Origin of the sequence: Pollutimonas bauzanensis (assembly GCF_900129885.1) — a bacterium.
Lineage (GTDB): Bacteria > Pseudomonadota > Gammaproteobacteria > Burkholderiales > Burkholderiaceae_B > Pollutimonas > Pollutimonas bauzanensis.
Genome location: NZ_FQXE01000018.1, coordinates 89176 through 109063, shown reverse-complemented (window position 1 = coordinate 109063; position 19888 = coordinate 89176). Strand labels below are relative to the sequence as shown.

The window sequence follows — 19888 nt, the reverse complement described above, 5'->3', positions numbered from 1 at the left end:
GCAACACCACGCCTGGGATCCAGTGTGGCCGTGCCGCTTCGATACGTTCTAGCAAATAGCCCTTATACGGATCCAGCTTGGTCGGCCGTGCCGTTCTGGGACTGTATTGCTCGGCTGCCGTCTCTCGTAGATACCGCCTGATCGTATTGCGTGAGCACCCCAGCTCGCGCGCCATCTCTCGAATACCGGCGCCATGCCGCATTAACACCTTGATTTCCACTGCTTGCTCCTGGGTCAACATAGTCGGCGGCCAAAAAACCACCATATTCGCCCAAGTGGGTCAGTTTTACTCCGGCGCAGTGGGTCAGTATTACATCGGCGCTAACAGGTATAACAATGCTGATGTATGGCTTCATAATTACATAATATTTTTGGTGCCCGTATTAAAGGTATTGCCCAATGGCTATGCAGCATACGCCCTTGCGACTACGCTAATGGCCGCATTGATTTCATTGGGATTTTGGATTGGGCTGCGTCTTCTCCATGTCTCCCATAGGCCGGCCCTCGCAGCGGTTGCAGTGCTCACATCAGGGATATCATCGCCATTTATTGCAAATCTCCTTTTCGATTGGGGGGGGCATTACGGGTCTAGCTTCTTGCTGGCGTTCTTGCAATTGGCCTTATTAATCAGAATTATGGAAGTGCCAAATTCTAATACAGGAAAGAAGTTAGCGCTTTGGACTAAAATCGTTATTTTCTCCATTCTAGTCTTCATTGCCGCGTTATCGAATCCGAGTCGTGCTGCTTTGTTTAATTTCGTACCATATATTATGGGTTTAGGTTTGTTTGTAATTCAACAACCCTCCTTGCTGATCCAGGCACAGTCCGACCATTTGCCCGAGCGGTTTCGATTTAACGCTCCAGTTATTATGACGTTAGTTTTTGCGATATTCGCCTTTATCCTGGGCGCTTATTACAATAGCCTTCTGACGGGTGGTGCCATAGGGCTTGCTAAGCCGGTAATATATGGCGCTGAGTCGCTGATGCGCCATATCGTAATGATAATTACTAGCTGGCTATTTCTTTTAGGGTACCCTACTACTCATGCATATAACAATACTGGCGTAAATATTAATTTACTTTCGCTCTTTGGCTTATATAGTAGTGTCCGTATTATTATTGTACTAGTGCTTTCATTGCTTACCGTGAGCTTTTTAAAGAAATTTACTGTTGCATTAACACGGGGAGTGCAGATTCCGTTGCTGATTTCCGTGCCCACAATAGGATTTTTGATAGGAAGCTTTATACATATAGTCTCGTTTAGATATCCGCTCGAGAATGACTACACAAGTATTCGTTATATATTTGTACCATTTATGTTGATATTGGCTTGCTGGGTAGTGTTGCTAAACGACAGCATTAATCGTATTTTTGCGCAGTGCAAATATGTCTTATGTTTTTTTATGGGTGTGATTTGTGTCGGCTACGTCAATCACGTATTTCCGGCGCTCAATAAACCCTTTGATGCAACGGTGGTGGATCGTATAAATCCCTATGAGAGATTGGTTTCCTGCTTAAAGAAGGAGGGCCTGCAGTATGGATACGGCGGGTTTTGGTCGTCAAATATATTAACCGTCTTGAGTAATTCGAATATACGGGTCCGGCCGGTAAGTTTCTTTAATAAATGGATTGATCCGTTTCCTATCCACTCATCAGTTACTTGGTACAAACCTGCAGCATGGCAAGGAAATTCTTTTTTGCTTCTAACTGAAGCTGAAAAGGCTACCATTGACAGAAAATGGCTTTCCAACACTTTGGGTGAGAGTAATAGGATTTTAATGTGCGATGAGTTTACGGTCCTTGAGTATGATTACAATATATCAAAAAGGCTTTTTGGAAATTTTGATAAACTGCAGATTGATCTGAACGAGTCCACCCTTCATCAAATAGGCAAATTTGATATTGCCAACCATGAAATGGTTGCTCTCGCAGGCGAGCAAGGCTATCTCTTATATGGACCATATGTCACTGTGAAGATGGGTAAGTATGAGGCGGTTGTCTCTATAAATTCGCAAGAGCACTTAGTGGAGAATAGTGAATCATTGGGTGTTATTGATGTGGTGGCTGGATCGGGCAGTAAGCTTCTTGCGAGATATGACATCATGGCCCGAGGTGGGTGGCAAGAAATTACATTACCGTTTATGCTGGATACGGATGTTCAAGGCCTTGAAGTTCGAGTTTTTTCGAATGGGCGAACTCCGCTGCGTCTGAAAGGACCAATACGGATATCACGCTTATCGAATGATCATTGAAATTATAATGTTTTTTAATGAACGCATTATTCAAGATTTGATTTAATCTTCTCGTTTGATGTTTTTCGGATGTTCTTCGGCGTCTTTATAGCCAGAATTGATTGTTAAATTGAATGCTGTCGACTGGGTTTTTTGAGCGTTGTGTTGATTAACTCGGTATAGATAACGTTTTACCTCAAATATCAATACGACGTTCAGAGCTACTCGTGATTTGAGAAGTCGGTATATTCGGATTTGATCCGAATAACGCGTTGAGTGTATTGTTTGCCCTTCGTCTTTATCTCTGATAAATTGTTATAAAATTGAGTGATTATGCCCAGCATTTCTCTAGTTGTGCCGGTTTATAAAGAAGAGGCGAATATTCGTCCTTTTTTAAATCGAGCAGAGGCTGTTTTTTCGAGCATGGGGAAAACCTACGAGATCATCTTTGCTCTCGATCCTTCCCCGGATAAAACCGAAGAGATTATTCTTGAAGAGATTAACCGTAACGAAAATATAAAGCTTATGGTGTTTTCGCGGCGTTTTGGCCAGCCAGCAGCGACTATGGCGGGAATTCTGGGTTGCACGGGCGAGACCTGTGTGGTTATCGACGTTGACTTACAAGATCAGCCAGAACTCATCGAGCAGATGTATTCCAAGCTTGCCGAAGGCTATGAAGTGGTTTACGCGAAACGTCGTTCCCGGAAAGGGGAGACTTTACTGAAGCGAGTAATCTCGCATATCGGCTATTCGCTTATTAATCGGTTCAGCGATGTTCAAATCCCTCGTAACACCGGTGATTTTCGTATCATGACCCGACGAGTCATTGAGGAGCTGCGTCGCTTAAACGAAAGTCATGGTTTTTTGCGTGGTTTGGTGGCATATGTAGGCTTCAAGCAAGCTTTCATTGAATACGATCGCGATGAGCGATTTGCTGGAAAAGGCAATTACAATAGATTGACTGGCTCGCTCAAAATTGGGTTGAACGGACTGATTAGCTTTAGCTCTAGGCCTCTCTTCATGATGTCAATAGCAGGGTTTGTATTGGCTGGACTCAGTTTCTTGTTGGGCGCCTGGTATGTGTTTCAACGAATTATCGGGGTAGACCTAACTCCAGGCTTATCGACGACCGTATTGTTCATAAGTTTCTTTGCTGGAGTGCAGTTGCTTGGCTTGGGTTTGATCGGAGAGTATGTGGGGCGGATATATGATGAAGTGAAGCGGCGCCCAATGTATATCATTGATAAGCAGGTAAATTTCAAGGAACACAATTAACATGCTGCCTTTTGACTTGCCACCTCCTGCAGGTTTTTCATCGACGCCTTATTGGAACGGGAAGGCTTTTGTAGTAGATGGTCAGGATCTGCAAATCCTCGAATACAGCGAAAATTTTGCGGGATGGTCGGATGATCTGACCGCACTTCATGAGGAAGCGGCGGGCGACAGCCATCCAATTGACTTGGCTTCGCGCAACGACGCTATTGCGCAAATCAAGCGGTGCTTGCCTGGAGGCCAAGGGGTAGTAATGGAAATCGGATGCTCATCTGGATTCTTGATTAGAGATTTGGTGAAGGCTCTGCCGCAGGCGACGATTATTGGTGCAGATGTGGTCAAGGATCCGCTCTTCCGCTTGGCTGATACGTTGCCGGGCATCCCCTTGATCCGATTCGATTTGCTTCAATGTCCTTTGCCCGAGCAAAGTATCGATGTGTTGGTGATGTTGAATGTGCTGGAACATATTGAAGATGATGTTGGCGCTTTGAACAACGCGTACAAACTATTAAAGCCAGGTGGTTATTTGGTTATAGAAGTCCCTGCATGCCCTTTTCTATACGACTCTTATGATGCCGAACTGCATCATTTCAGGCGGTATGCGGCATCTGACCTCCATAACAAGCTGCAAGGAGTTGGCTTTCAGATCAGACGGAAATCCCACCTCGGCTTCCTATTGTTCCCAGCCTTTGCGGCGGTAAAACTATTGAATAAAATGCTCCCGTCGCGAAAAGATAAGCCGGTCGTAGGCGAGCAAGCTAAGCGCACTTCGGGAAATGGCATAGTGAAAATCGCGATGGAGCTGGAATCCAGATATATGGCTAGTTGGGCTCTGCCTTTTGGTGTACGGGCGCTTGCCGTTGCGCAGCGACCAGGATAAACCTATAAATGGGTAACCTTTTTTTCGAGTCAGCTTTTACTTCCCACTTGAAAGCCTTTGCCAGGTTTGGTGCTGTTGGCGCTATGACCGCCGCGATCTATTTTTTTGTGATGTGGATTGCAAATTCTGGTCTAGGCATAAACTACATTCTGGCAGTAACTTTCGCCTACATCATCTCGACGACATTCCACTTCATGGCGAACAGGCATTTCACTTTTGCGGCAGCCACTGGCCACCAGGGCTACCAACTCGTTCGTTATTTGGTGTTGTGGCTGATAAATTACGTGATCACAATTGGTGTGGTCACTCTTTGTGTGGAAAAATTCCTTTGGTCTCCTTATCTCGGAGTTTGCATATCCGTAGTTTTTACAATGTGCACGGGGTATGCGCTTGCACGGTATTGGGTCTTCAAGGTCAATTAGATATCATATGACTTCATTAATCGTTACCGGCTGCGCCGGTTTTATTGGTAGCACCCTTATTGACCGCTTGCTGGCAGACGGCCATAAGGTAGTTGGCATCGATAACTTTTCGACCGGACAACGTCGCTTTCTTGATGGCGCTCTGCCAAATCCGAACTTCCGGCTTATCGAGATGGACCTCCTGGATGCCGAGGCGCTGAAGGCCGCTTTTGCAGGCGGGGAAGCTGTCTTTCATTTGGCCGCAAACGCCGATGTGCGATTTGGAACCGACCACCCGCGCAAAGACCTTGAGCAGAACACCATCGCCACGTACAACGTTCTTGAAGCGATGCGGGCCAATGGCATAAAGAAAATCGCTTTTTCCTCGACGGGGTCCGTCTATGGCGATGCTCCAGTGGTTCCGACGCCGGAAGATGGGCCGTTTCCTGTCCAGACGTCGTTGTATGGCGCCTCCAAGGCAGCCGGCGAGGGACTGATTGCCGCCTATTGCGAAGGCTTCGGCTTTCAGTCCTGGATCTTTCGCTTCGTCTCGATCCTGGGTGAGCGTTATACGCATGGCCATGTCTTCGATTTCTATCAGAAATTGAAGGCGGATCCATCTCGCTTATCGGTATTGGGCAACGGCAAGCAACGCAAATCCTATCTGTATGTGCAGGACTGTATTGACGCGATTCTGCTGGCAATGGACAAGGCGGATGCTAAAGTCAATATCTTCAACTTGGGTGTCGATGGCTATTGTGAAGTCAACGACTCCATCGGTTGGATTTGTGAAGAATTGGGTGTCAAGCCACAGTTGGAATATTCGGGCGGGGATCGTGGCTGGATTGGTGACAATCCCTTTATTTTTTTGGAAACCCGGAAGATTCAATCCTTCGGATGGAAGCCTAAGTTCGGAATCCGCGAAGGTGTGCTCAAAACGGTGGAGTATTTGCGAAATAATGAATGGGTATTTGAAGCCCGGGATTAAGTCATGAAAATATGCGTGCAAGGATTATGGCACTTGGGTTCGGTGACCGCTGCGTGTCTGGCATCCATTGGTCATGAGGTCGTCGGGCTGGATAGTGACGAGCATTCTATTGATGGCTTGAATGCTGGAAAAGCTCCGCTCTTCGAACCAGGCCTGGACGGCCTTCTGGCTTCAGGTCTGGAAGCAGGCCGCTTGAGCTTTACCAATTCCATCGCCGTAGCGGTAGCCGGCGCGCAGGTATTGTGGGTTACGTTTGATACGCCTGTCGACGAGGACGATAAGGCGGACGTCGATTTCGTTATGGCGCGGGTCATGGAAGTGTTGCCCGAGCTGGACGCCGGAACCTTGGTATTGGTTTCCTCTCAGATGCCGGTCGGCTCGATCCGGCGGCTGGAAGCCTTTGCACAGACTAATCTTGCTGGCAAACAGTTGGGTTTTGCATCTTCGCCAGAGAACCTTCGCTTGGGCAAGGCTCTGGATGTTTTTCTTAAGCCGGACCGTGTCGTGGTGGGAGTACGGACTTCGAAAGACCGAGGTGTATTGGAAGAGTTGCTTGCGCCGATAACTGATCGAATTGAATGGATGTCGGTGGAGTCCGCCGAAATGACCAAGCATGCAATCAATGCATTTTTGGCGACGTCGGTGACGTTCGCGAATGAGATCGCGTCGATATGTGAAGTGGTTGGTGCTGACGCCAAGGAAGTTGAGCGTGGCTTGAAGTCGGAAATGCGGATAGGGCCGAAAGCATACCTATCGCCAGGCGGACCTTTCGCTGGAGGTACTCTCGCCCGCGATATTGAATTCCTCGGTGCCGAAGGCCGGTCGAATGCTCTGCTCACGCCACTATTGTCATCGATAAGGGCCAGCAATGACGAGCATAAAAACTGGCCGCGACGCCAGCTCCTCGATCAATTCACCAGCTTGAAGGGTGTCGCTGTGGCTATTTGGGGGCTGACATATAAGCCAGGTACCGATACTCTGCGCCGTTCCCTGGCCGTCGAGCTTTGCGATTGGTTGCTGGAACAGGGTGCCGATGTTCATGTGCATGATCCTGTCGTCCGTCAATTACCGCAGCGGTGGGAGGGTAAACTGACTAGCCATGAAAACGCGCTGGAAGCGGTAATAGACGCTGACGCTTTGGTAATTGGAACGGAATGGCCCGACTTTCAGAGCCTGGCGGTTGGGTTGGCCGCGGCGCGTCCGGGAATGATAGTCATTGATGCCAATCGTCATTTATATGCAGCCGTCAAGGATTCCGGATTGCGATACATTGCTGTAGGTACTCCTTTATCTAAAGTGGAATAAGCATGCAGAAAGTGTTGTCGGAAAAAGTGGCTATCATCACCGGAGGGAGTCAAGGCCTCGGCTTTGAAATTGCCAAGAAGTATGTCGAGGCCGGTGCCGATGTCATGCTATGCGCTCGTGACGGAGCGTTGCTGGACGAAGCGCAGAAGCAGCTTTTGCAGTCAGCCGCGTCAGGGCAAAAGATAGTCGCGCGCATAACCGATGTCTCCAGCCCCGCTGAAGTGGACGAGCTGGTTGCAGAGACTATAGAGGCGCTCGGGGCGGTTCATGTGTTGGTTAATAACGCCGGCATTTATGGTCCGAAGGGTGAGATTGAAGATGTGGACTGGGCCGCTTGGGTCAAGGCCATGGAGATCAATGTTTATGGGTCGGTGTTAATGTGCCGTGCCGTTCTTCCCCATTTCAAGAAGCAAGGCTATGGCAAGATAATTCAGTTATCTGGTGGGGGAGCTACGAATCCGCTGCCTAGAATAAGTGCTTATGCCGTTTCCAAAGCGGCTATTGTGCGATTTGCGGAAACGCTCGCGGAAGAAGTGCGAGGTACGGGAATAGACGTCAATGCCGTGGCGCCCGGTGCGCTAAATACCCGCATGCTTGATGAAATCCTTGAAGCCGGACCGCAGAAGGTCGGTACGCAGTTTTACGAGCGCGCGCTAAAGCAGAAAGAATCTGGCGGCGCGCCGCTGGACCGTGGCGCGGAGCTGGCGGTATTCCTTGCCTCTGCCGCGAGCGATGGCATCACCGGTAAACTTATCAGTGCCGTATGGGATAACTGGGAAGACTGGCCGCAGCATTGCGACGATCTTTCTAAAACAGATGCATATACCCTTCGTCGGATTACCGGTCGAGACCGAGGGTTTGATTGGGGCGATAAGTGAGTAGTGTAAGTAGATCATTTGGTATAGGCATTATTGGTTGCGGTTTAATTGGACAAAAGCGAGCCAAGGCCTTGGGTACCGGAGGCAATCTGGTCGCATGCGCGGATATCGACGCAGCGCGTGCGCAAGCGTTAGCCGGCAAGTCAGGCGCCAAGGCCTTTCGAGATTGGCGCGAGCTGATATGGTTGCCTGAAGTAGATATTGTGATTGTTTCAACACTTCACGATTCACTTGCTGCAATTACGTATGCCGCTATCGAGGCGGGCAAGCACGTTTTGGTGGAGAAGCCGGCGGCACGCAACGCGAAAGAACTCGAGCCCATCATGACGGCTGCCAAGGAAAAAGGCATCAAGGTTCATGTGGGGTTCAACCATCGCTATCACCGATCATTGCGGAAGGCGAAAGAGATTTTTGATTCCGGCGTCTTGGGTGAGCTAATGTTTATTCGTGCGCGTTATGGACATGGCGGCCGAATCGGCTACGACAAGGAATGGCGCGCCAAACCGGAGATGTCGGGCGGAGGCGAGTTGATCGATCAAGGCCCTCACTTGATTGATCTTTCACGCTGGTTTCTGGGCGAGTTTTCGGAAGTACAGGGCTTCGCCCACACCTATTACTGGGATATGCCTGTTGATGACAACGGTTTTTTATTATTGAAAACCGCTAACAAACAGACAGCATTTCTGCACGCTTCTTGCACGGAATGGAAGAACCTTTTTTCCATGGAAATATACGGGCGTGATGGCAAGCTGGATTTATCCGGCCTGGGTGGTAGTTACGGCATTGAAAAACTGACTTGGTATAGAATGCTGCCCGAAATGGGTCCGCCGGAGACGACCTCGTGGGAATATCCCATGGCTGATGATTCATGGGCGGTAGAGCTCGCGGAATTCTACGATGATATCCGGCTTGACCGCGAGCCTGCGGCGGGTCTTGGCGACGCTCACGCCGCATTGAAAATAATTGAAAAAGTGTACGAGGAATCCGGTTATGATCATCGCGCGTAGTCCTTTACGCATCACCCTGGGTGGAGGCGGTACAGACCTTCCCTCTTATTATCGCGGCCATGAAGGTTTTTTGGTTTCTGCGGCTATAGATAAATACGTGTATGTGAATGTGATGCGTCCGTTTACTACCGGAATTTATTTGAAATATTCGCAATTGGAGCATGTAGAACAGATCGTGGATGTTAAGCACCCCATTATTCGGGAGGCGCTTGACATGCTGGGCTTTAAAACCCCCCAAGTTGAGATCACGACTCTTGCTGACATACCTGCTGGAACGGGTTTAGGCTCTTCCGGAAGCTTCACCACCGCCTTGCTGAAAGCGCTGTACACCCATCGCAAGCGCCATCTGCATCAGGAGGAATTGGCGGAACTGGCGTGCCACATAGAGATCGACCGGCTGGGGGAGCCGATTGGCAAACAGGATCAGTATATTGCCGCGGTAGGCGGCGTCACCTGCCTAACATTTCACAAAGATGACAAGGTGACTGCTGTTCCGCTGGGCATCAATATGGATACGATGTTTGATCTTGAAGACAATCTCTTGCTCTTCTTTACTGGTTTCTCCCGTAGCGCCAGCGGTATTCTTAAGGACCAACAGGTTCGGTCTCAAAATCAGGAGACTGAGATGCTTAACAACCTGCACTATGTCAAAGATCTGGGGTATCGCAGCAAGGACGCACTCGAGTCCGGTAACACGGTGCTGTTTGGTGAGCTTATGCACGAACATTGGGAGCATAAGAAGCGTCGCTCCGGCGGCATGAGCAATCAACAAATCGACGAGTGGTATGAATTGGGCATGAAGAACGGTGCGGTAGGCGGTAAATTGGTAGGTGCCGGTGGGGGGGATTCTTAATGTTTATGGCGCATGATCGGAATAAACTGCGTCATGTGATGGCCGGGGCGGGACTGGAAGAGGTTCGTTTCCGCTTTGACTTTGAAGGTACCAAGGTGGTGATGTCCTCGTGACGCTGCCCGTTGCTATTCTTGCAGGGGGCCTGGCTACCAGGTTGCGTCCAATTACCCAGAGTATCCCCAAGGCCCTGATTGATGTAGCGGGTGTACCATTCATTTGCCGTCAACTTGACTATTTACGCGCTCAAGGTGTAAGTCGCGTTGTCATGTGCATCGGCTATCTGGGGGAAATGATTCAGGCCGAAGTCGGCGACGGCTCACGCTTTGGTATGGATGTCTCGTACTCGCTGGACGGTCCCGTGCTTTTGGGAACTGGTGGCGCTTTGAAGCAGGCCTTGCCCTTATTGGGTAAGCATTTCTTCGTACTGTACGGTGACTCGTTTTTGCCCATCGATTTTGCGGCGGTGGAGCGATCGTTTCTGGCTAGCGGTAAATCTGCCCTGATGACTGTGCTGAAGAATGGCGATCGCTGGGATAAAAGCAATGTGTTGTTCCAGAATGGCGAGTTGATCGAATACAACAAGCAGGCTCCTACGCAAGAAATGACTTACATCGATTATGGTTTGGGTGTGCTTTCAGGGCAGGTTTTAGCTAAATATCCGAATGCGTTGCCATTTGACTTGGCGCAGGTGTATCACGAATTATCAGTAGAGGGGCAGCTCGCGGGGTACGAGGTACACGAGCGGTTTTATGAAATCGGTTCGCATGGCGGGCTTAAGGAAACTGAAGCGTATTTTTTAGAAAAAGGTAAAGCATGAGTTACGCACAACAGCATTTGAATGAAGCTATTGAAATCATCCAGAAAATGGATGTAGCTGCCATCGAAAAGATGGCGGATTTGTTGGCTACGGTAAAAACCGATGGCGGCCGGATTTTTTTCCTGGGTGTTGGCGGAAGCGCCGGCAACTGTTCGCATGCCGTAAATGATTTTCGCAAGATAGTTGGCATTGAATCCTACGCTCCTACCGATAATGTCTCCGAACTGACAGCTCGTACAAATGACGAAGGCTGGGCCAGTGTTTTCATTGAATGGCTGAAAATCAGCAAATTGACTCCCAAAGATGCGCTATTCATTTTTTCGGTCGGGGGCGGCAATCTTGAAAAGAACATTAGCCCTAATCTGGTTGAAGCCCTGAAATTCGCGAAAACAGTGGGTTCCAAGATTACAGGGGTGGTAGGGCGTGATGGGGGGTATACCGCACAGGTGGCCGATGCCTGTGTCATCGTGCCGACGGTAAACTCCGACAATATCACCCCTCACTCTGAAGCATTCCAGGCAGTGGTCTGGCACTTGTTGGTATCTCATCCAAAACTGAAGGCCAACCAGACCAAGTGGGAATCAACGGTCAAATAGATGCGCCGCGCCATATTTCTTGATCGCGATGGGGTAATCAACCGTGCAATAGTGCGCGATGGTAAGCCATATCCTCCCGCCAATTTGACGCAGATGGAGATATTGCCTGGCGTACCCAGCGCATTGACTGCCCTGCACAACGCCGGTTTTATGTTGATTGTGGTGACCAATCAACCCGATGTTGCCCGGGGAACCACTTCCCGCGAGGTGGTTGAAGAAATCAACCAGTATCTTGCGCAATGCCTGCCCATAGACGAGTTCCGTACTTGTTTTCATGATACCGGCGATGATTGCGACTGCCGCAAGCCGCGTCCTGGTGCCTTGTTCGCGGCTGCGCAGCTGCATGATATAGATTTGAAGACGAGCTATATGATCGGGGATCGCTGGCGCGACACCGAGGCCGGCCAGCGAGCTGGTTGTAAGACTATTTTTATTGACTACGGCTACGACGAAAAGCAGCCCGAGTCTGTCGACTTTTGTGTGCGATCTTTAACAGATGCCGCGCAAGTTATATTAGGGGAAACAGCGTGAAAAAAGTAGAAGAATTGAGCGTAAAGATTTTTGCTGACGGTGCCGATAAGGCCGGTATGCTGGAAATGTATGCGAAGCCCTTCATTAAGGGCCTTACCACAAACCCCACTTTGATGAAAAAAGCTGGGATTGCAGACTATCGTGCATTCTGCAAAGACATTCTTACCTCCATTAACGACAAGCCTTTGTCGTTCGAAGTGTTCTCAGACGATTTTGTCGAGATGGAGCGCCAGGCGCTTGAGATTGCAAGCTGGGGCGACAATGTTTATGTCAAGATTCCTGTCACGAATACGAAGCAGGAAACCTGCTATGCACTGGTAAAAAAACTGGCGGCGCAAAAGGTTAAGTTGAACGTCACGGCCATTATGACTTTGGCTCAAGTTCGCGATGTGGTGGCGGCCTTGAACCCAACCGTGCCGAGCTATGTTTCCGTGTTTGCAGGGAGAATTGCGGACACTGGACGCGATCCGGTACCGCTTATGGCGGCCGCAGTCGAACAGCTTAAAGTTGCGCCGGCAGCTGAACTTATTTGGGCTAGTCCGCGTGAATTGCTGAACATTTTCCAGGCCGATGAAATTGGTTGCCAAGTGATTACAGTCACCAATGATATTTTGAAGAAGCTATCGTTGGTTGGATATGATTTAGATACTTACTCCCTGGATACCGTCAAAATGTTTTATAACGATGCTGTGGGTGCTGGATTCAAGCTCTGAGCTGGATCTTGACGGGCGTCATAGGGTAGGTGCTTCGGCTATTGTTGGCTCACGTCATCAATACGCAGCCATGGAATGATCTTATCACAGCGTTATACGCTAACGATCCGGCAGAGGTCACCAGGCAACGTCTGCCTTTTGCCGCGCCGCTGACCAAGCTGGGCTCGCTACGCGCAGCGAACATTTATAAATTGCTGAGCACATTTTTGTTGTTAACGATAGTATCGTTCCGCCTTTAAAGATCAATAATATGACAAAAAAAATGATTAAAATGTTAGGTAGACGCCTATGGGCGAAATTGAAACCGACCGTTATAACCGATTTATCGAACACAACTGGACTTGACCGACTTGGTGAACTGAATGATCGTATTGTCGAATTAGAAACACTAATGGCTTCGATGAATCGAAGCTTTCGTATTGGCCTTGATTCGGTTCAATCTGAAATCCAATTGGACCGTGAGCTAGCACATAAACGTATATTCCTGCCCAATGTTGCTCTAGCGAATATAGAAGCCAATGGACCATTTTTACCCTATTCAACATGTAGCGCCGCTGATTTTTTTCATCCAAGATACGGCCAGATATGCGAAATGCTACGACACCCTCATAGGTTTCACCGAAAGCTATGGGAATGGGTATTTATAGTGCATCATTTACAAATTTCAGACATGCTAACCGATGGGCGGCGCGGCCTTGTTTTTGGTGTGGGACATGAACGATTACCATCATTATTCGCCAGTCTTGGCGCAACAATCACGGCTACAGATGCACCAGCACATGTTGGAGTCGCAGGAGGATGGGCTCAGACTAGTCAACATAGTCAATCCCTAGAGCAATTGCGATACCGAGATCTAGTCGCTGATGCAGTCTTTGATCAGAAGGTAAGCTATCAAGTTTGCGATATGAATAATATCGACAAAGAACTCGTAGGATATGACTTCGTCTGGTCTAGCTGCTGTTTTGAACATCTAGGCTCGATTGAAGCAGGCATCCAGTTCGTCATAAATAGTGTGGAGCAGACATTGAAAATCGGTGGTATCGCATGCCATACTACCGAATACAACCTGTCTTCAAACGACGAGACGGTTGATATGGCAGATACGGTTATATATCGAAAACAAGATATTGAGAGCTTAATCCAGCGCCTTCGCGAAAGAGGACATGAGGTAAAACCTTTCGTGGCTGCCCCGGACTCCCATGTTCTGGATTTTTACGTTGATACTCCACCGTATAACTCGGAGCAGCCACATTTGAAGCTGTGGCTCGGCAAATATATTACTACTTCCGTAGGGCTAGTCATCAAAAGAGGCAAGTGAATAGCAAGCGTCATGTGAAAGCCGCCTAGTCCAGATATTCAAAATATTGCAAAGTGGTGCCCATCAAAAGTAGTGGGAATCACTATGTCTACAAGTGAAGTGCGGGTCTCGAACTACAAGGGTCGACCCAATTATTCACGTACCTATAAATGCCAGGTCTCGGTGGCCACGCGCGAGCCCAATGGCCTGTGGCAGTCTAAAGTTTCAATATTTATTTGTCGAGTTGCCAAGTCCTTCTTTACCATTTTTTGGATAACATAGGGAGACATCCGCAGCTTAGTATCTTCGGTATCGCAGATGTTAAAATAAAAGTGCTTTGTTCTGTTCTAACGCTTTGAGTAGTAGGTCCCATCCAGATAAAAACTCCGCTGCATTGGTCTTATGGAAATTTGAAACTTCTGAGGCGAAGATTATTATATTAAAGCCTTCTGCTAATGGATAGAAAGAGAATGCGCACCAAGGTCAATACCAATAATTGTAGATTTATTGCCTTACTAGTTCGTTATGCAATTGCAAAAGATATTGGCCATATGAACTTTTTTCCTGCATGAGGGCCAGCTTATGAAACTGAGCTGAGGTAATGAAGTCTTGTCGGAATGCGATTTCCTCCGGGCAGGATACTTTCAATCCTTGACGAGACTCGATCGTCTCAATGAAGTTGCTTGCTTCCAACATGGATTCGTGTGTGCCAGTATCCAGCCACGCATGCCCGCGTCCCATAGTGACTACGTTCAGCTTGCCCTGTTCCATATAAATGCGATTGACATCTGTGATTTCCAGTTCGCCACGAGCGGAGGGCTTAAGGGTCTTTGCTATCTCTACTACATTACTATCGTAAAAATATAACCCGGTAACGGCGAGATTGGATTTTGGTCTTTGTGGCTTTTCTTCCAAGCTAATGGCCTTGCCTTCCCGGTCAAATTCCACAACGCCATAGCGTTCTGGATCCTTGACTCGATAGGCGAATATCGTGGCGCCGGTCGGTTGGACCATGGCTATTTGTAGGCGGGTAATAAAATCAGAGCCGTGGAATATATTGTCCCCAAGCACTAAAGTGCTGGAGCCGCCGCCAATAAATTCTTCACCAATTATAAAAGCTTGTGCTAACCCATCGGGGCTCGGTTGGACGGCATATTGCAAACGAAGCCCCCACTCGTTCCCGTTTCCGAGCAATTGCTCAAAGCGGGGAGTATCCTGAGGAGTGGAAATTATCAGTATGTCACGGATACCCGCAAGCATCAGCGTGCTTAAGGGATAGTAGATCATAGGCTTGTCGTAAATCGGCAGCAGTTGTTTTGAAACCGCTTTGGTGACAGGATGCAATCGTGTGCCGGAACCGCCGGCGAGTATGATGCCTTTCCGGCTCATGGGCTGTCTCATTGTGATAATGCTTTGATATTTGTTTGAAATACGCGTGGTATTGTAAGGCAGACGCCTAGGTTCTCATCTCAGTATCTTTGCAGTTTGCGTATTTTCGTTTCGAAACTCGCTGTCGACATCCTTTCCAATGCCTGCTAAAGCCCTATCTGAACTAATTGATCGATGATCCGATCAACACCCGCCGTCCAGTGCGGAATCTTTACGCCTAAAGAAGCAGCTAGCATGGCCGTATTCAAGCGTGAATTCTTCGGTCGTTGGGCCGGCGTTGGGTATTCTTCTGTTGCAATCGACTTGATATGCCGAGGGAGCACATTTGGGGCGAGACCATTTGCTTGCAGTCGTTCGACTATATGTACCGCAAATCCATGCCAACTGGTTTCCCCGGACGCGGCCAAATTATAGATGCCGGCGGAAAGCTTGCCTTTTTGCCATGCGGTGATGGCCTGAGTGCTGATCTCCGCTATCAGTTCCGCCGAGGTAGGCGCGCCGATCTGGTCGGCCACTATGCTCAGGTGGTCGCGTTCACGGCTTAGCCGCATGATGGTCTTGATGAAATTGTCGCCATGCGCGGAAAATACCCAGCTGGTACGGAATATTAGGGCTTGGCAGCCGCTGCGCAGGATAGCTTCTTCGCCTTCGCGCTTTGTGCGGCCGTAGGCGCTTTGCGGATTGGTTTGGTCCTGTTCTGTATAGGGCTCGGGTTTTTCCCCGTCGAACACATAGTCCGTGGAATAGTGCACCAGCAGGATATTGTTGGCGCTGGCATAGCTGGCCAGTATATGCACCGCCAAGGCATTGACTTTGCGAGCCGTGATTTCGTCGCTTTCGGCCTTGTCCACGGCCGTGTAGGCGGCGGCGTTTACGATGATATCGGGGGCGTGTTGTTGCAGGACTAGCTCAAGACGGGCCGAGTCCTCCAGATCACATTCCGGCCGCCCGAGCGCAATCAGTTCGCCTAGCGGCGCAAGGGCCGGTTGAAGCTCACGACCGACTTGGCCATCTTTTCCTAATAGCAATATCTTCATGCGTTTACGTTTACTTTACCCAATGTCTGGTTCCGCCCCAGGGTGTTCTGCCACGGGATCACTCGAACACCTCGGCCTGGGCCAGCAGCGGCGCAGCCTCGTCTTTGGCCGAGAGTACTGGGGCGCCGCTGCCTGGCCACAGAATGCCGATGTCGGGATCGTTCCACCGGATGCCGCGCTCGGCTTCCGGATGGTAGTAATCGGTGGTCTTGTACAGGAGTTCGGCTTCGTCGGACAGAACCAGGTAGCCATGGGCAAAGCCCGGCGGGATCCAGAGCTGCCTTTTGTTCTCGGAGCTAAGAGTATGGCTAACCCATAGACCGAAGGTGGGCGAGCTTTTGCGCAAGTCCACGCAGACGTCGAAGACCACGCCCGATACCACGCGCACCAGCTTGCCTTGCGCATGCCGGACTTGATAATGCAGGCCGCGTAGTACATTTTTGACCGACCCTGAATGGTTGTCCTGCACAAAGCAAACTTGCCGGCCGATGGCTGTTTCGAATTGTTCCTGGTTATAGCTTTCGAAGAAAAAGCCGCGGTGATCGGTGAATACCGTTGGTTCAAGCAGGATGACATCCGCAATGGACGGGGGTTGGGTTCTCATCGTAATAAGTTTAACGGCGCGCCTGAATAAGTTGTCGATGATGTGCTCGGCGGCCCAGGTTCAATGGGAGGGTTCGACGGCCAGGGCGGCACTGAGCTGGCTTTTGTTTAAGCGCGATCAGTTCGCCTAGCGGCTGCTTTGCGGGGCAGTGTCATGGCATAGTCGCTTTCCATGAGTATATAAGGCGCTAGAGTCAGATGGGAAACGAGCATCGGTAATTTCCTGTTTCGGCCATCATGGATACCCAATAGCCGCAACATCGCATACCATCTGGGCATCCACATTCAGCGGGAAGCCAGATGGAACTCCGGCAGCTCAGATTCTTCATCGCCGTGGCCGAGTCGGGCGCTTATTCGCGTGCCGCCATGCGGCTGTCCATGAGTCAGCCCCTTCTTAGTCGCCAGGTCAAGGCGCTCGAGGATGAGCTGGGCGTGGCGCTTTTTCACAGGACTGGCCGCGGCGTTACCTTGACTGAAGCGGGCGCGGTGCTGGAACAATACGCGCGCGGTCTGGTCGAGACGGAATCCAGCGCGGTGGCGGCGGTCCGGGCGGTGGGGCGGGTGCCCACCGGGCCGGCGGTAATCGGCATGCCGGCGTCCATCTCGTCGGTGCTGTCGGTTTCCCTGGTCCAGGAATTCCGCGAGGCGTTTCCGGCCGTTTCATTGAAGGTCATGGAGGGGTACAGCGGCCACGTCCTGGAATGGCTGGCCGCCGGCCGCACCGATATCGCCGTTCTGTACGATGCGCCGCGGCTCAGCATTCCGGCCTTGCCGATGGATGCGTTGCTGACGGATGAGCTATTCTTGCTGGGGCCCATGAGCGATCCCGCGGGCGTGGGCAGGGGGCCTGTGCGCGCCGAGCGCTTGGGCGGCATCCCGTTGATTCTGCCCAGCCGGCCTCACGGTATCCGCGTGCTGGTGGACGAGGCGCTGGCCGGCATCGGCGCCGCGCCCAAGGTGGCGATGGAGATCGATGCCATGCATTCGATGCTGCGGCTGGTGGAGAACGGCTTGGGCTATGCGGTATTGTCGTACGCCTGTGTCGCCTCGCAGATCGCCCAGGAGCGCATGAGGATATGGCGCGTCACGGATCCCGTCATTACGCGCTCGCTGGTGATCGCGGCCTCGACTCAGCGGCCTTCGACCAAGCCGGTGCGGGCGCTGGGGATGATGCTGCGCCGGCAACTGCTGCGCCTGGTGGAGCAGGGGCACTGGGCCCCCGATCCGGCCGTTTTCTCTTAGCGTATGCCATACAGGGCCGAATGGAGTGTGGGATGAAAAAGAAGGTGATTCCGCTCATATCGCCCATGCGCTGGGTATTGTCGCCAGGGCCAAAGGAATGGCCCAGTTGGCCGAGCAGACGGGGCTATCGCGTGAGCAGCTTTACCGCTCGTTCAGCCCTAGGGCAATCCTAGGCTGAAAACCACAATGTCAGTGATGAAAGCGCTTGGAGTTCAACTCACGGCAAAACACACCTGAGAGACTGCCAGCCCATGGTTCCAGCATGGAATGCCGGAGTGATCTGCGCCTGGTGGAGCAGGAGCCCCCGACCCGGCCGTTTTCGGAGCCTACGCGGCCTGGTCGGCGTCCGCCGGGCCGCTGCTGCGGGGGATTGCGACGTGACCGGCCCGCACCGCGACCAAGCCTGGTGTGGGCCAGGTAAGGACACCTGGGATGGGAATGAGTCTACTGCTGTTTGGCTTCGGCGGGATCGAAGGTGTCGAACACTTCCCGCGCCGCGCGGAATGCGTCGACGCCGGCCGGCACGCCGCAGTAGATGGTGACCTGCAGCAGGATTTCGCGGATTTCTTCCTTGCTGACGCCGTTGCGCAAGGCGCCTCCGACATGCATTTTCAGCTCATGCGGGCGGTTCAATGCGCTGAGCATGGCCAGGTTGAGCATGCTGCGGGTTTTCTTGCTCAGGCCTTCGCGGCCCCAGACTTCGCCCCAGCAGTATTCCGTGGACAGTTGCTGCATGGGCATGCCGAAGTCGTCGGCATTCGCCAGCGAGCGGTCCACATGGGCGTTGCCCAGCACAGCGCGGCGTATGGCGTCGCCGCGCTGGAATAATTCAGTGGTTTTCATTTTGGAGTTTCCTGTGTTGTCGATTGGGTGGATGGCACTGCTGATGAATGTGGGCCGGCCATGGCGCCGGCGGCTCTCCGGGCCGCATGGCGTCAGGGGGAGGACTGTCTGACCTGCACCCCGCCCCAGGACTCGACCAGCCTGACCATGTCGGTGAAGTCCGCGGCCTCGCCGTATAGGGCGTTGGTCAGGACCAGCATTTCGCGGACGGCGGCGCCCACGATCATGGGAACGCCTATCGATTCGGATTCGTCCACGCACAGGCGCACGTCCTTGTAGGCCAGCTGCGCCGCGAAGCCGATATCGAAGGTGCCGGGCAGCACGGCCTTGGGGAACTTGTCCTGGGTGGCGGAATTGCGTCCCGAGCCCGCATTGAGCACGTCCAGCATGACTCCCGGCTCCAGCCCGGATTTCACGCCCATGACCATGGCCTCGGCGGTAATGGCCAGGGCCGAGGCGGACAGCAGGTTGTTGGCCAGCTTCATGCTTTGCCCCAGGCCGGCTTCCTGGCCCAGGTAGAACACCGGGCCGAACTGCTTGAGCTTTGATTCCAGTGCGTCGTAGTGGCCGCGCGGGCATGCGACCATGACAGCCAGGGTGCCGCGTGTGGCGCCCATGACGCCGCCGCTCACGGGGGCGTCGACATAGACGATCCCGCGCTCGGCGAGCGCCTGGCTGATGGCCTTGGCGCTGCGCGGGCCTATGGTGGAAAGGTCGACCACGCGCTTGACGCGCTTGCCGTGTATCAGGCCGTCGGCGCCCAGGGTCACCTGGCGCACGATTTCCGGGGTGGGCAGGCTGAGAAAAATCGTATCCGCCGAATCGGCCAGCTCTATGGCGCTGGCGCGGCGCGTGGCGCCTTGCGCCGCCAGGCGCGCGGCGGCAGCCTCGTCGCGGTCGAAAACCTCCAGTGGGCAGCCGGCGTCGAGAAGCCGGCCGGCCAGCGGCCCGCCCATATTGCCCAGCCCGATGAATCCGTATGTGTCGATGTTCATGAATGTTCCG

Annotated in this window: 22 protein-coding genes; 16 read left to right on the top strand and 6 right to left on the bottom strand. The window is 51.6% G+C overall.

Annotated features, from left to right (window positions below; translation table 11 throughout):
* A partial coding sequence (locus tag BUB23_RS23420; protein WP_143160853.1) for a helix-turn-helix domain-containing protein occupies window positions 1-241 on the bottom strand: 241 nt, incomplete at its 3' end.
* Between BUB23_RS23420 and BUB23_RS26890 the strand changes: the two genes are divergently transcribed.
* The 14 genes from BUB23_RS26890 to BUB23_RS23355 all read left to right on the top strand — a co-directional run bounded on the left by BUB23_RS26890 (window position 210) and on the right by BUB23_RS23355 (window position 13790).
* Window positions 210-2252 carry a hypothetical protein gene (locus tag BUB23_RS26890; RefSeq protein WP_178372387.1) on the top strand — a complete coding sequence of 681 codons (2043 nt, stop codon included), beginning with the start codon at window positions 210-212 and terminating at the stop codon, window positions 2250-2252. The genes BUB23_RS23420 and BUB23_RS26890 overlap by 32 nt on opposite strands.
* A gap of 312 nt (window positions 2253-2564) precedes the next feature.
* Window positions 2565-3506, top strand: a complete 942-nt coding sequence (locus tag BUB23_RS23415) for a glycosyltransferase family 2 protein (protein WP_073108827.1) — start codon at window positions 2565-2567, stop codon at window positions 3504-3506.
* A gap of 1 nt (window position 3507) precedes the next feature.
* Window positions 3508-4383 carry a class I SAM-dependent methyltransferase gene (locus BUB23_RS23410; RefSeq protein WP_073108824.1) on the top strand — a complete coding sequence of 292 codons (876 nt, stop codon included), beginning with the start codon at window positions 3508-3510 and terminating at the stop codon, window positions 4381-4383.
* Between the two features lie 8 nt (window positions 4384-4391).
* Complete coding sequence (locus BUB23_RS23405) at window positions 4392-4805, top strand: GtrA family protein (RefSeq protein ID WP_073108821.1); 414 nt, start codon at window positions 4392-4394, stop codon at window positions 4803-4805.
* 7 nt (window positions 4806-4812) lie between these two features.
* Window positions 4813-5772 carry an NAD-dependent epimerase/dehydratase family protein gene (locus BUB23_RS23400; RefSeq protein ID WP_073108819.1) on the top strand — a complete coding sequence of 320 codons (960 nt, stop codon included), beginning with the start codon at window positions 4813-4815 and terminating at the stop codon, window positions 5770-5772.
* Window positions 5773-5775: 3 nt separating this feature from the next.
* Window positions 5776-7077, top strand: a complete 1302-nt coding sequence (locus BUB23_RS23395; RefSeq protein ID WP_073108816.1) for a UDP-glucose dehydrogenase family protein — start codon at window positions 5776-5778, stop codon at window positions 7075-7077.
* Window positions 7078-7079: 2 nt separating this feature from the next.
* Entirely contained in the window at window positions 7080-7955 is an 876-nt protein-coding gene (locus BUB23_RS23390; protein WP_073108813.1) for an SDR family NAD(P)-dependent oxidoreductase, read from the top strand.
* On the top strand, window positions 7952-8962 hold the full coding sequence (locus BUB23_RS23385; protein ID WP_073108810.1) for a Gfo/Idh/MocA family protein: 1011 nt from the start codon (window positions 7952-7954) through the stop codon (window positions 8960-8962). The genes BUB23_RS23390 and BUB23_RS23385 overlap by 4 nt, the downstream gene beginning before the upstream one ends.
* The gene (locus BUB23_RS23380) at window positions 8946-9815 is read left to right on the top strand and encodes a GHMP family kinase ATP-binding protein (RefSeq protein WP_218599138.1); all 870 of its coding nucleotides are present in this window, start codon (window positions 8946-8948) and stop codon (window positions 9813-9815) included. Before BUB23_RS23385 ends, BUB23_RS23380 begins: the two co-directional genes overlap by 17 nt.
* Window positions 9816-9924: 109 nt before the next feature.
* Window positions 9925-10632, top strand: coding sequence for a nucleotidyltransferase family protein (locus tag BUB23_RS23375; RefSeq protein WP_073108807.1), 708 nt, complete (start codon window positions 9925-9927; stop codon window positions 10630-10632).
* Complete coding sequence (locus BUB23_RS23370) at window positions 10629-11228, top strand: SIS domain-containing protein (protein WP_073108804.1); 600 nt, start codon at window positions 10629-10631, stop codon at window positions 11226-11228. Before BUB23_RS23375 ends, BUB23_RS23370 begins: the two co-directional genes overlap by 4 nt.
* Window positions 11229-11759: a D-glycero-alpha-D-manno-heptose-1,7-bisphosphate 7-phosphatase gene (locus BUB23_RS23365; RefSeq protein ID WP_073108801.1), complete on the top strand. Its 531-nt coding sequence runs from the start codon at window positions 11229-11231 to the stop codon at window positions 11757-11759.
* Entirely contained in the window at window positions 11756-12472 is a 717-nt protein-coding gene (locus BUB23_RS23360) for a transaldolase (protein ID WP_073108798.1), read from the top strand. The genes BUB23_RS23365 and BUB23_RS23360 overlap by 4 nt, the downstream gene beginning before the upstream one ends.
* A gap of 250 nt (window positions 12473-12722) precedes the next feature.
* Window positions 12723-13790: a class I SAM-dependent methyltransferase gene (locus BUB23_RS23355; RefSeq protein WP_073108796.1), complete on the top strand. Its 1068-nt coding sequence runs from the start codon at window positions 12723-12725 to the stop codon at window positions 13788-13790.
* A 483-nt stretch (window positions 13791-14273) separates the two neighbouring features.
* Here the strand turns inward: BUB23_RS23355 and rfbA are convergent, their stop codons facing one another.
* The 3 genes from rfbA to rfbC all read right to left on the bottom strand — a co-directional run bounded on the left by rfbA (window position 14274) and on the right by rfbC (window position 16799).
* Complete coding sequence (gene rfbA / locus BUB23_RS23350) at window positions 14274-15158, bottom strand: glucose-1-phosphate thymidylyltransferase RfbA (RefSeq protein ID WP_073108793.1); 885 nt, start codon at window positions 15156-15158, stop codon at window positions 14274-14276.
* Window positions 15159-15304: 146 nt separating this feature from the next.
* On the bottom strand, window positions 15305-16195 hold the full coding sequence (gene rfbD / locus BUB23_RS23345; protein ID WP_073108790.1) for a dTDP-4-dehydrorhamnose reductase: 891 nt from the start codon (window positions 16193-16195) through the stop codon (window positions 15305-15307).
* 58 nt (window positions 16196-16253) lie between these two features.
* A complete protein-coding gene (rfbC, locus tag BUB23_RS23340) occupies window positions 16254-16799 on the bottom strand; it encodes a dTDP-4-dehydrorhamnose 3,5-epimerase (RefSeq protein WP_073108787.1) in 546 nt (181 codons plus the stop codon).
* A gap of 299 nt (window positions 16800-17098) precedes the next feature.
* On the opposite strand from rfbC, the gene BUB23_RS23335 reads away from it, so the two are divergent.
* Window positions 17099-18040, top strand: coding sequence for a LysR family transcriptional regulator (locus BUB23_RS23335; protein WP_073108784.1), 942 nt, complete (start codon window positions 17099-17101; stop codon window positions 18038-18040).
* 97 nt (window positions 18041-18137) lie between these two features.
* Entirely contained in the window at window positions 18138-18218 is an 81-nt protein-coding gene (locus BUB23_RS27895) for a hypothetical protein (RefSeq protein WP_425439587.1), read from the top strand.
* A gap of 266 nt (window positions 18219-18484) precedes the next feature.
* Here the strand turns inward: BUB23_RS27895 and BUB23_RS23325 are convergent, their stop codons facing one another.
* Together BUB23_RS23325 and BUB23_RS23320 are read right to left on the bottom strand one after the other, a co-directional pair.
* Window positions 18485-18883, bottom strand: coding sequence for a carboxymuconolactone decarboxylase family protein (locus BUB23_RS23325; RefSeq protein ID WP_073108782.1), 399 nt, complete (start codon window positions 18881-18883; stop codon window positions 18485-18487).
* A gap of 92 nt (window positions 18884-18975) precedes the next feature.
* Window positions 18976-19878 (bottom strand): NAD(P)-dependent oxidoreductase, encoded by a 903-nt coding sequence (locus BUB23_RS23320; RefSeq protein ID WP_073108779.1) that lies wholly within the window; start codon window positions 19876-19878, stop codon window positions 18976-18978.
* Window positions 19879-19888 lie beyond the last annotated feature (10 nt).

Bases quoted from the DNA above. Each gene is read 5' to 3' on its own strand.
- BUB23_RS23415 (WP_073108827.1), top strand. From the start codon at position 2,565: ATGCCCAGCATTTCTCTAGTTGTGCCGGTTTATAAAGAAGAGGCGAAT.
- BUB23_RS23410 (WP_073108824.1), top strand. From the start codon at position 3,508: ATGCTGCCTTTTGACTTGCCACCTCCTGCAGGTTTTTCATCGACGCCT.
- BUB23_RS23405 (WP_073108821.1), top strand. From the start codon at position 4,392: ATGGGTAACCTTTTTTTCGAGTCAGCTTTTACTTCCCACTTGAAAGCC.
- BUB23_RS23400 (WP_073108819.1), top strand. From the start codon at position 4,813: ATGACTTCATTAATCGTTACCGGCTGCGCCGGTTTTATTGGTAGCACC.
- BUB23_RS23395 (WP_073108816.1), top strand. From the start codon at position 5,776: ATGAAAATATGCGTGCAAGGATTATGGCACTTGGGTTCGGTGACCGCT.
- BUB23_RS23390 (WP_073108813.1), top strand. From the start codon at position 7,080: ATGCAGAAAGTGTTGTCGGAAAAAGTGGCTATCATCACCGGAGGGAGT.
- BUB23_RS23380 (WP_218599138.1), top strand. From the start codon at position 8,946: ATGATCATCGCGCGTAGTCCTTTACGCATCACCCTGGGTGGAGGCGGT.
- BUB23_RS23370 (WP_073108804.1), top strand. From the start codon at position 10,629: ATGAGTTACGCACAACAGCATTTGAATGAAGCTATTGAAATCATCCAG.
- BUB23_RS23365 (WP_073108801.1), top strand. From the start codon at position 11,229: ATGCGCCGCGCCATATTTCTTGATCGCGATGGGGTAATCAACCGTGCA.
- BUB23_RS23355 (WP_073108796.1), top strand. From the start codon at position 12,723: ATGACAAAAAAAATGATTAAAATGTTAGGTAGACGCCTATGGGCGAAA.
- rfbA (WP_073108793.1), bottom strand. From the start codon at position 15,158: ATGAGCCGGAAAGGCATCATACTCGCCGGCGGTTCCGGCACACGATTG.
- rfbD (WP_073108790.1), bottom strand. From the start codon at position 16,195: ATGAAGATATTGCTATTAGGAAAAGATGGCCAAGTCGGTCGTGAGCTT.
- rfbC (WP_073108787.1), bottom strand. From the start codon at position 16,799: ATGAGAACCCAACCCCCGTCCATTGCGGATGTCATCCTGCTTGAACCA.
- BUB23_RS23335 (WP_073108784.1), top strand. From the start codon at position 17,099: ATGGAACTCCGGCAGCTCAGATTCTTCATCGCCGTGGCCGAGTCGGGC.
- BUB23_RS27895 (WP_425439587.1), top strand. From the start codon at position 18,138: ATGGCCCAGTTGGCCGAGCAGACGGGGCTATCGCGTGAGCAGCTTTAC.
- BUB23_RS23325 (WP_073108782.1), bottom strand. From the start codon at position 18,883: ATGAAAACCACTGAATTATTCCAGCGCGGCGACGCCATACGCCGCGCT.
- BUB23_RS23320 (WP_073108779.1), bottom strand. From the start codon at position 19,878: ATGAACATCGACACATACGGATTCATCGGGCTGGGCAATATGGGCGGG.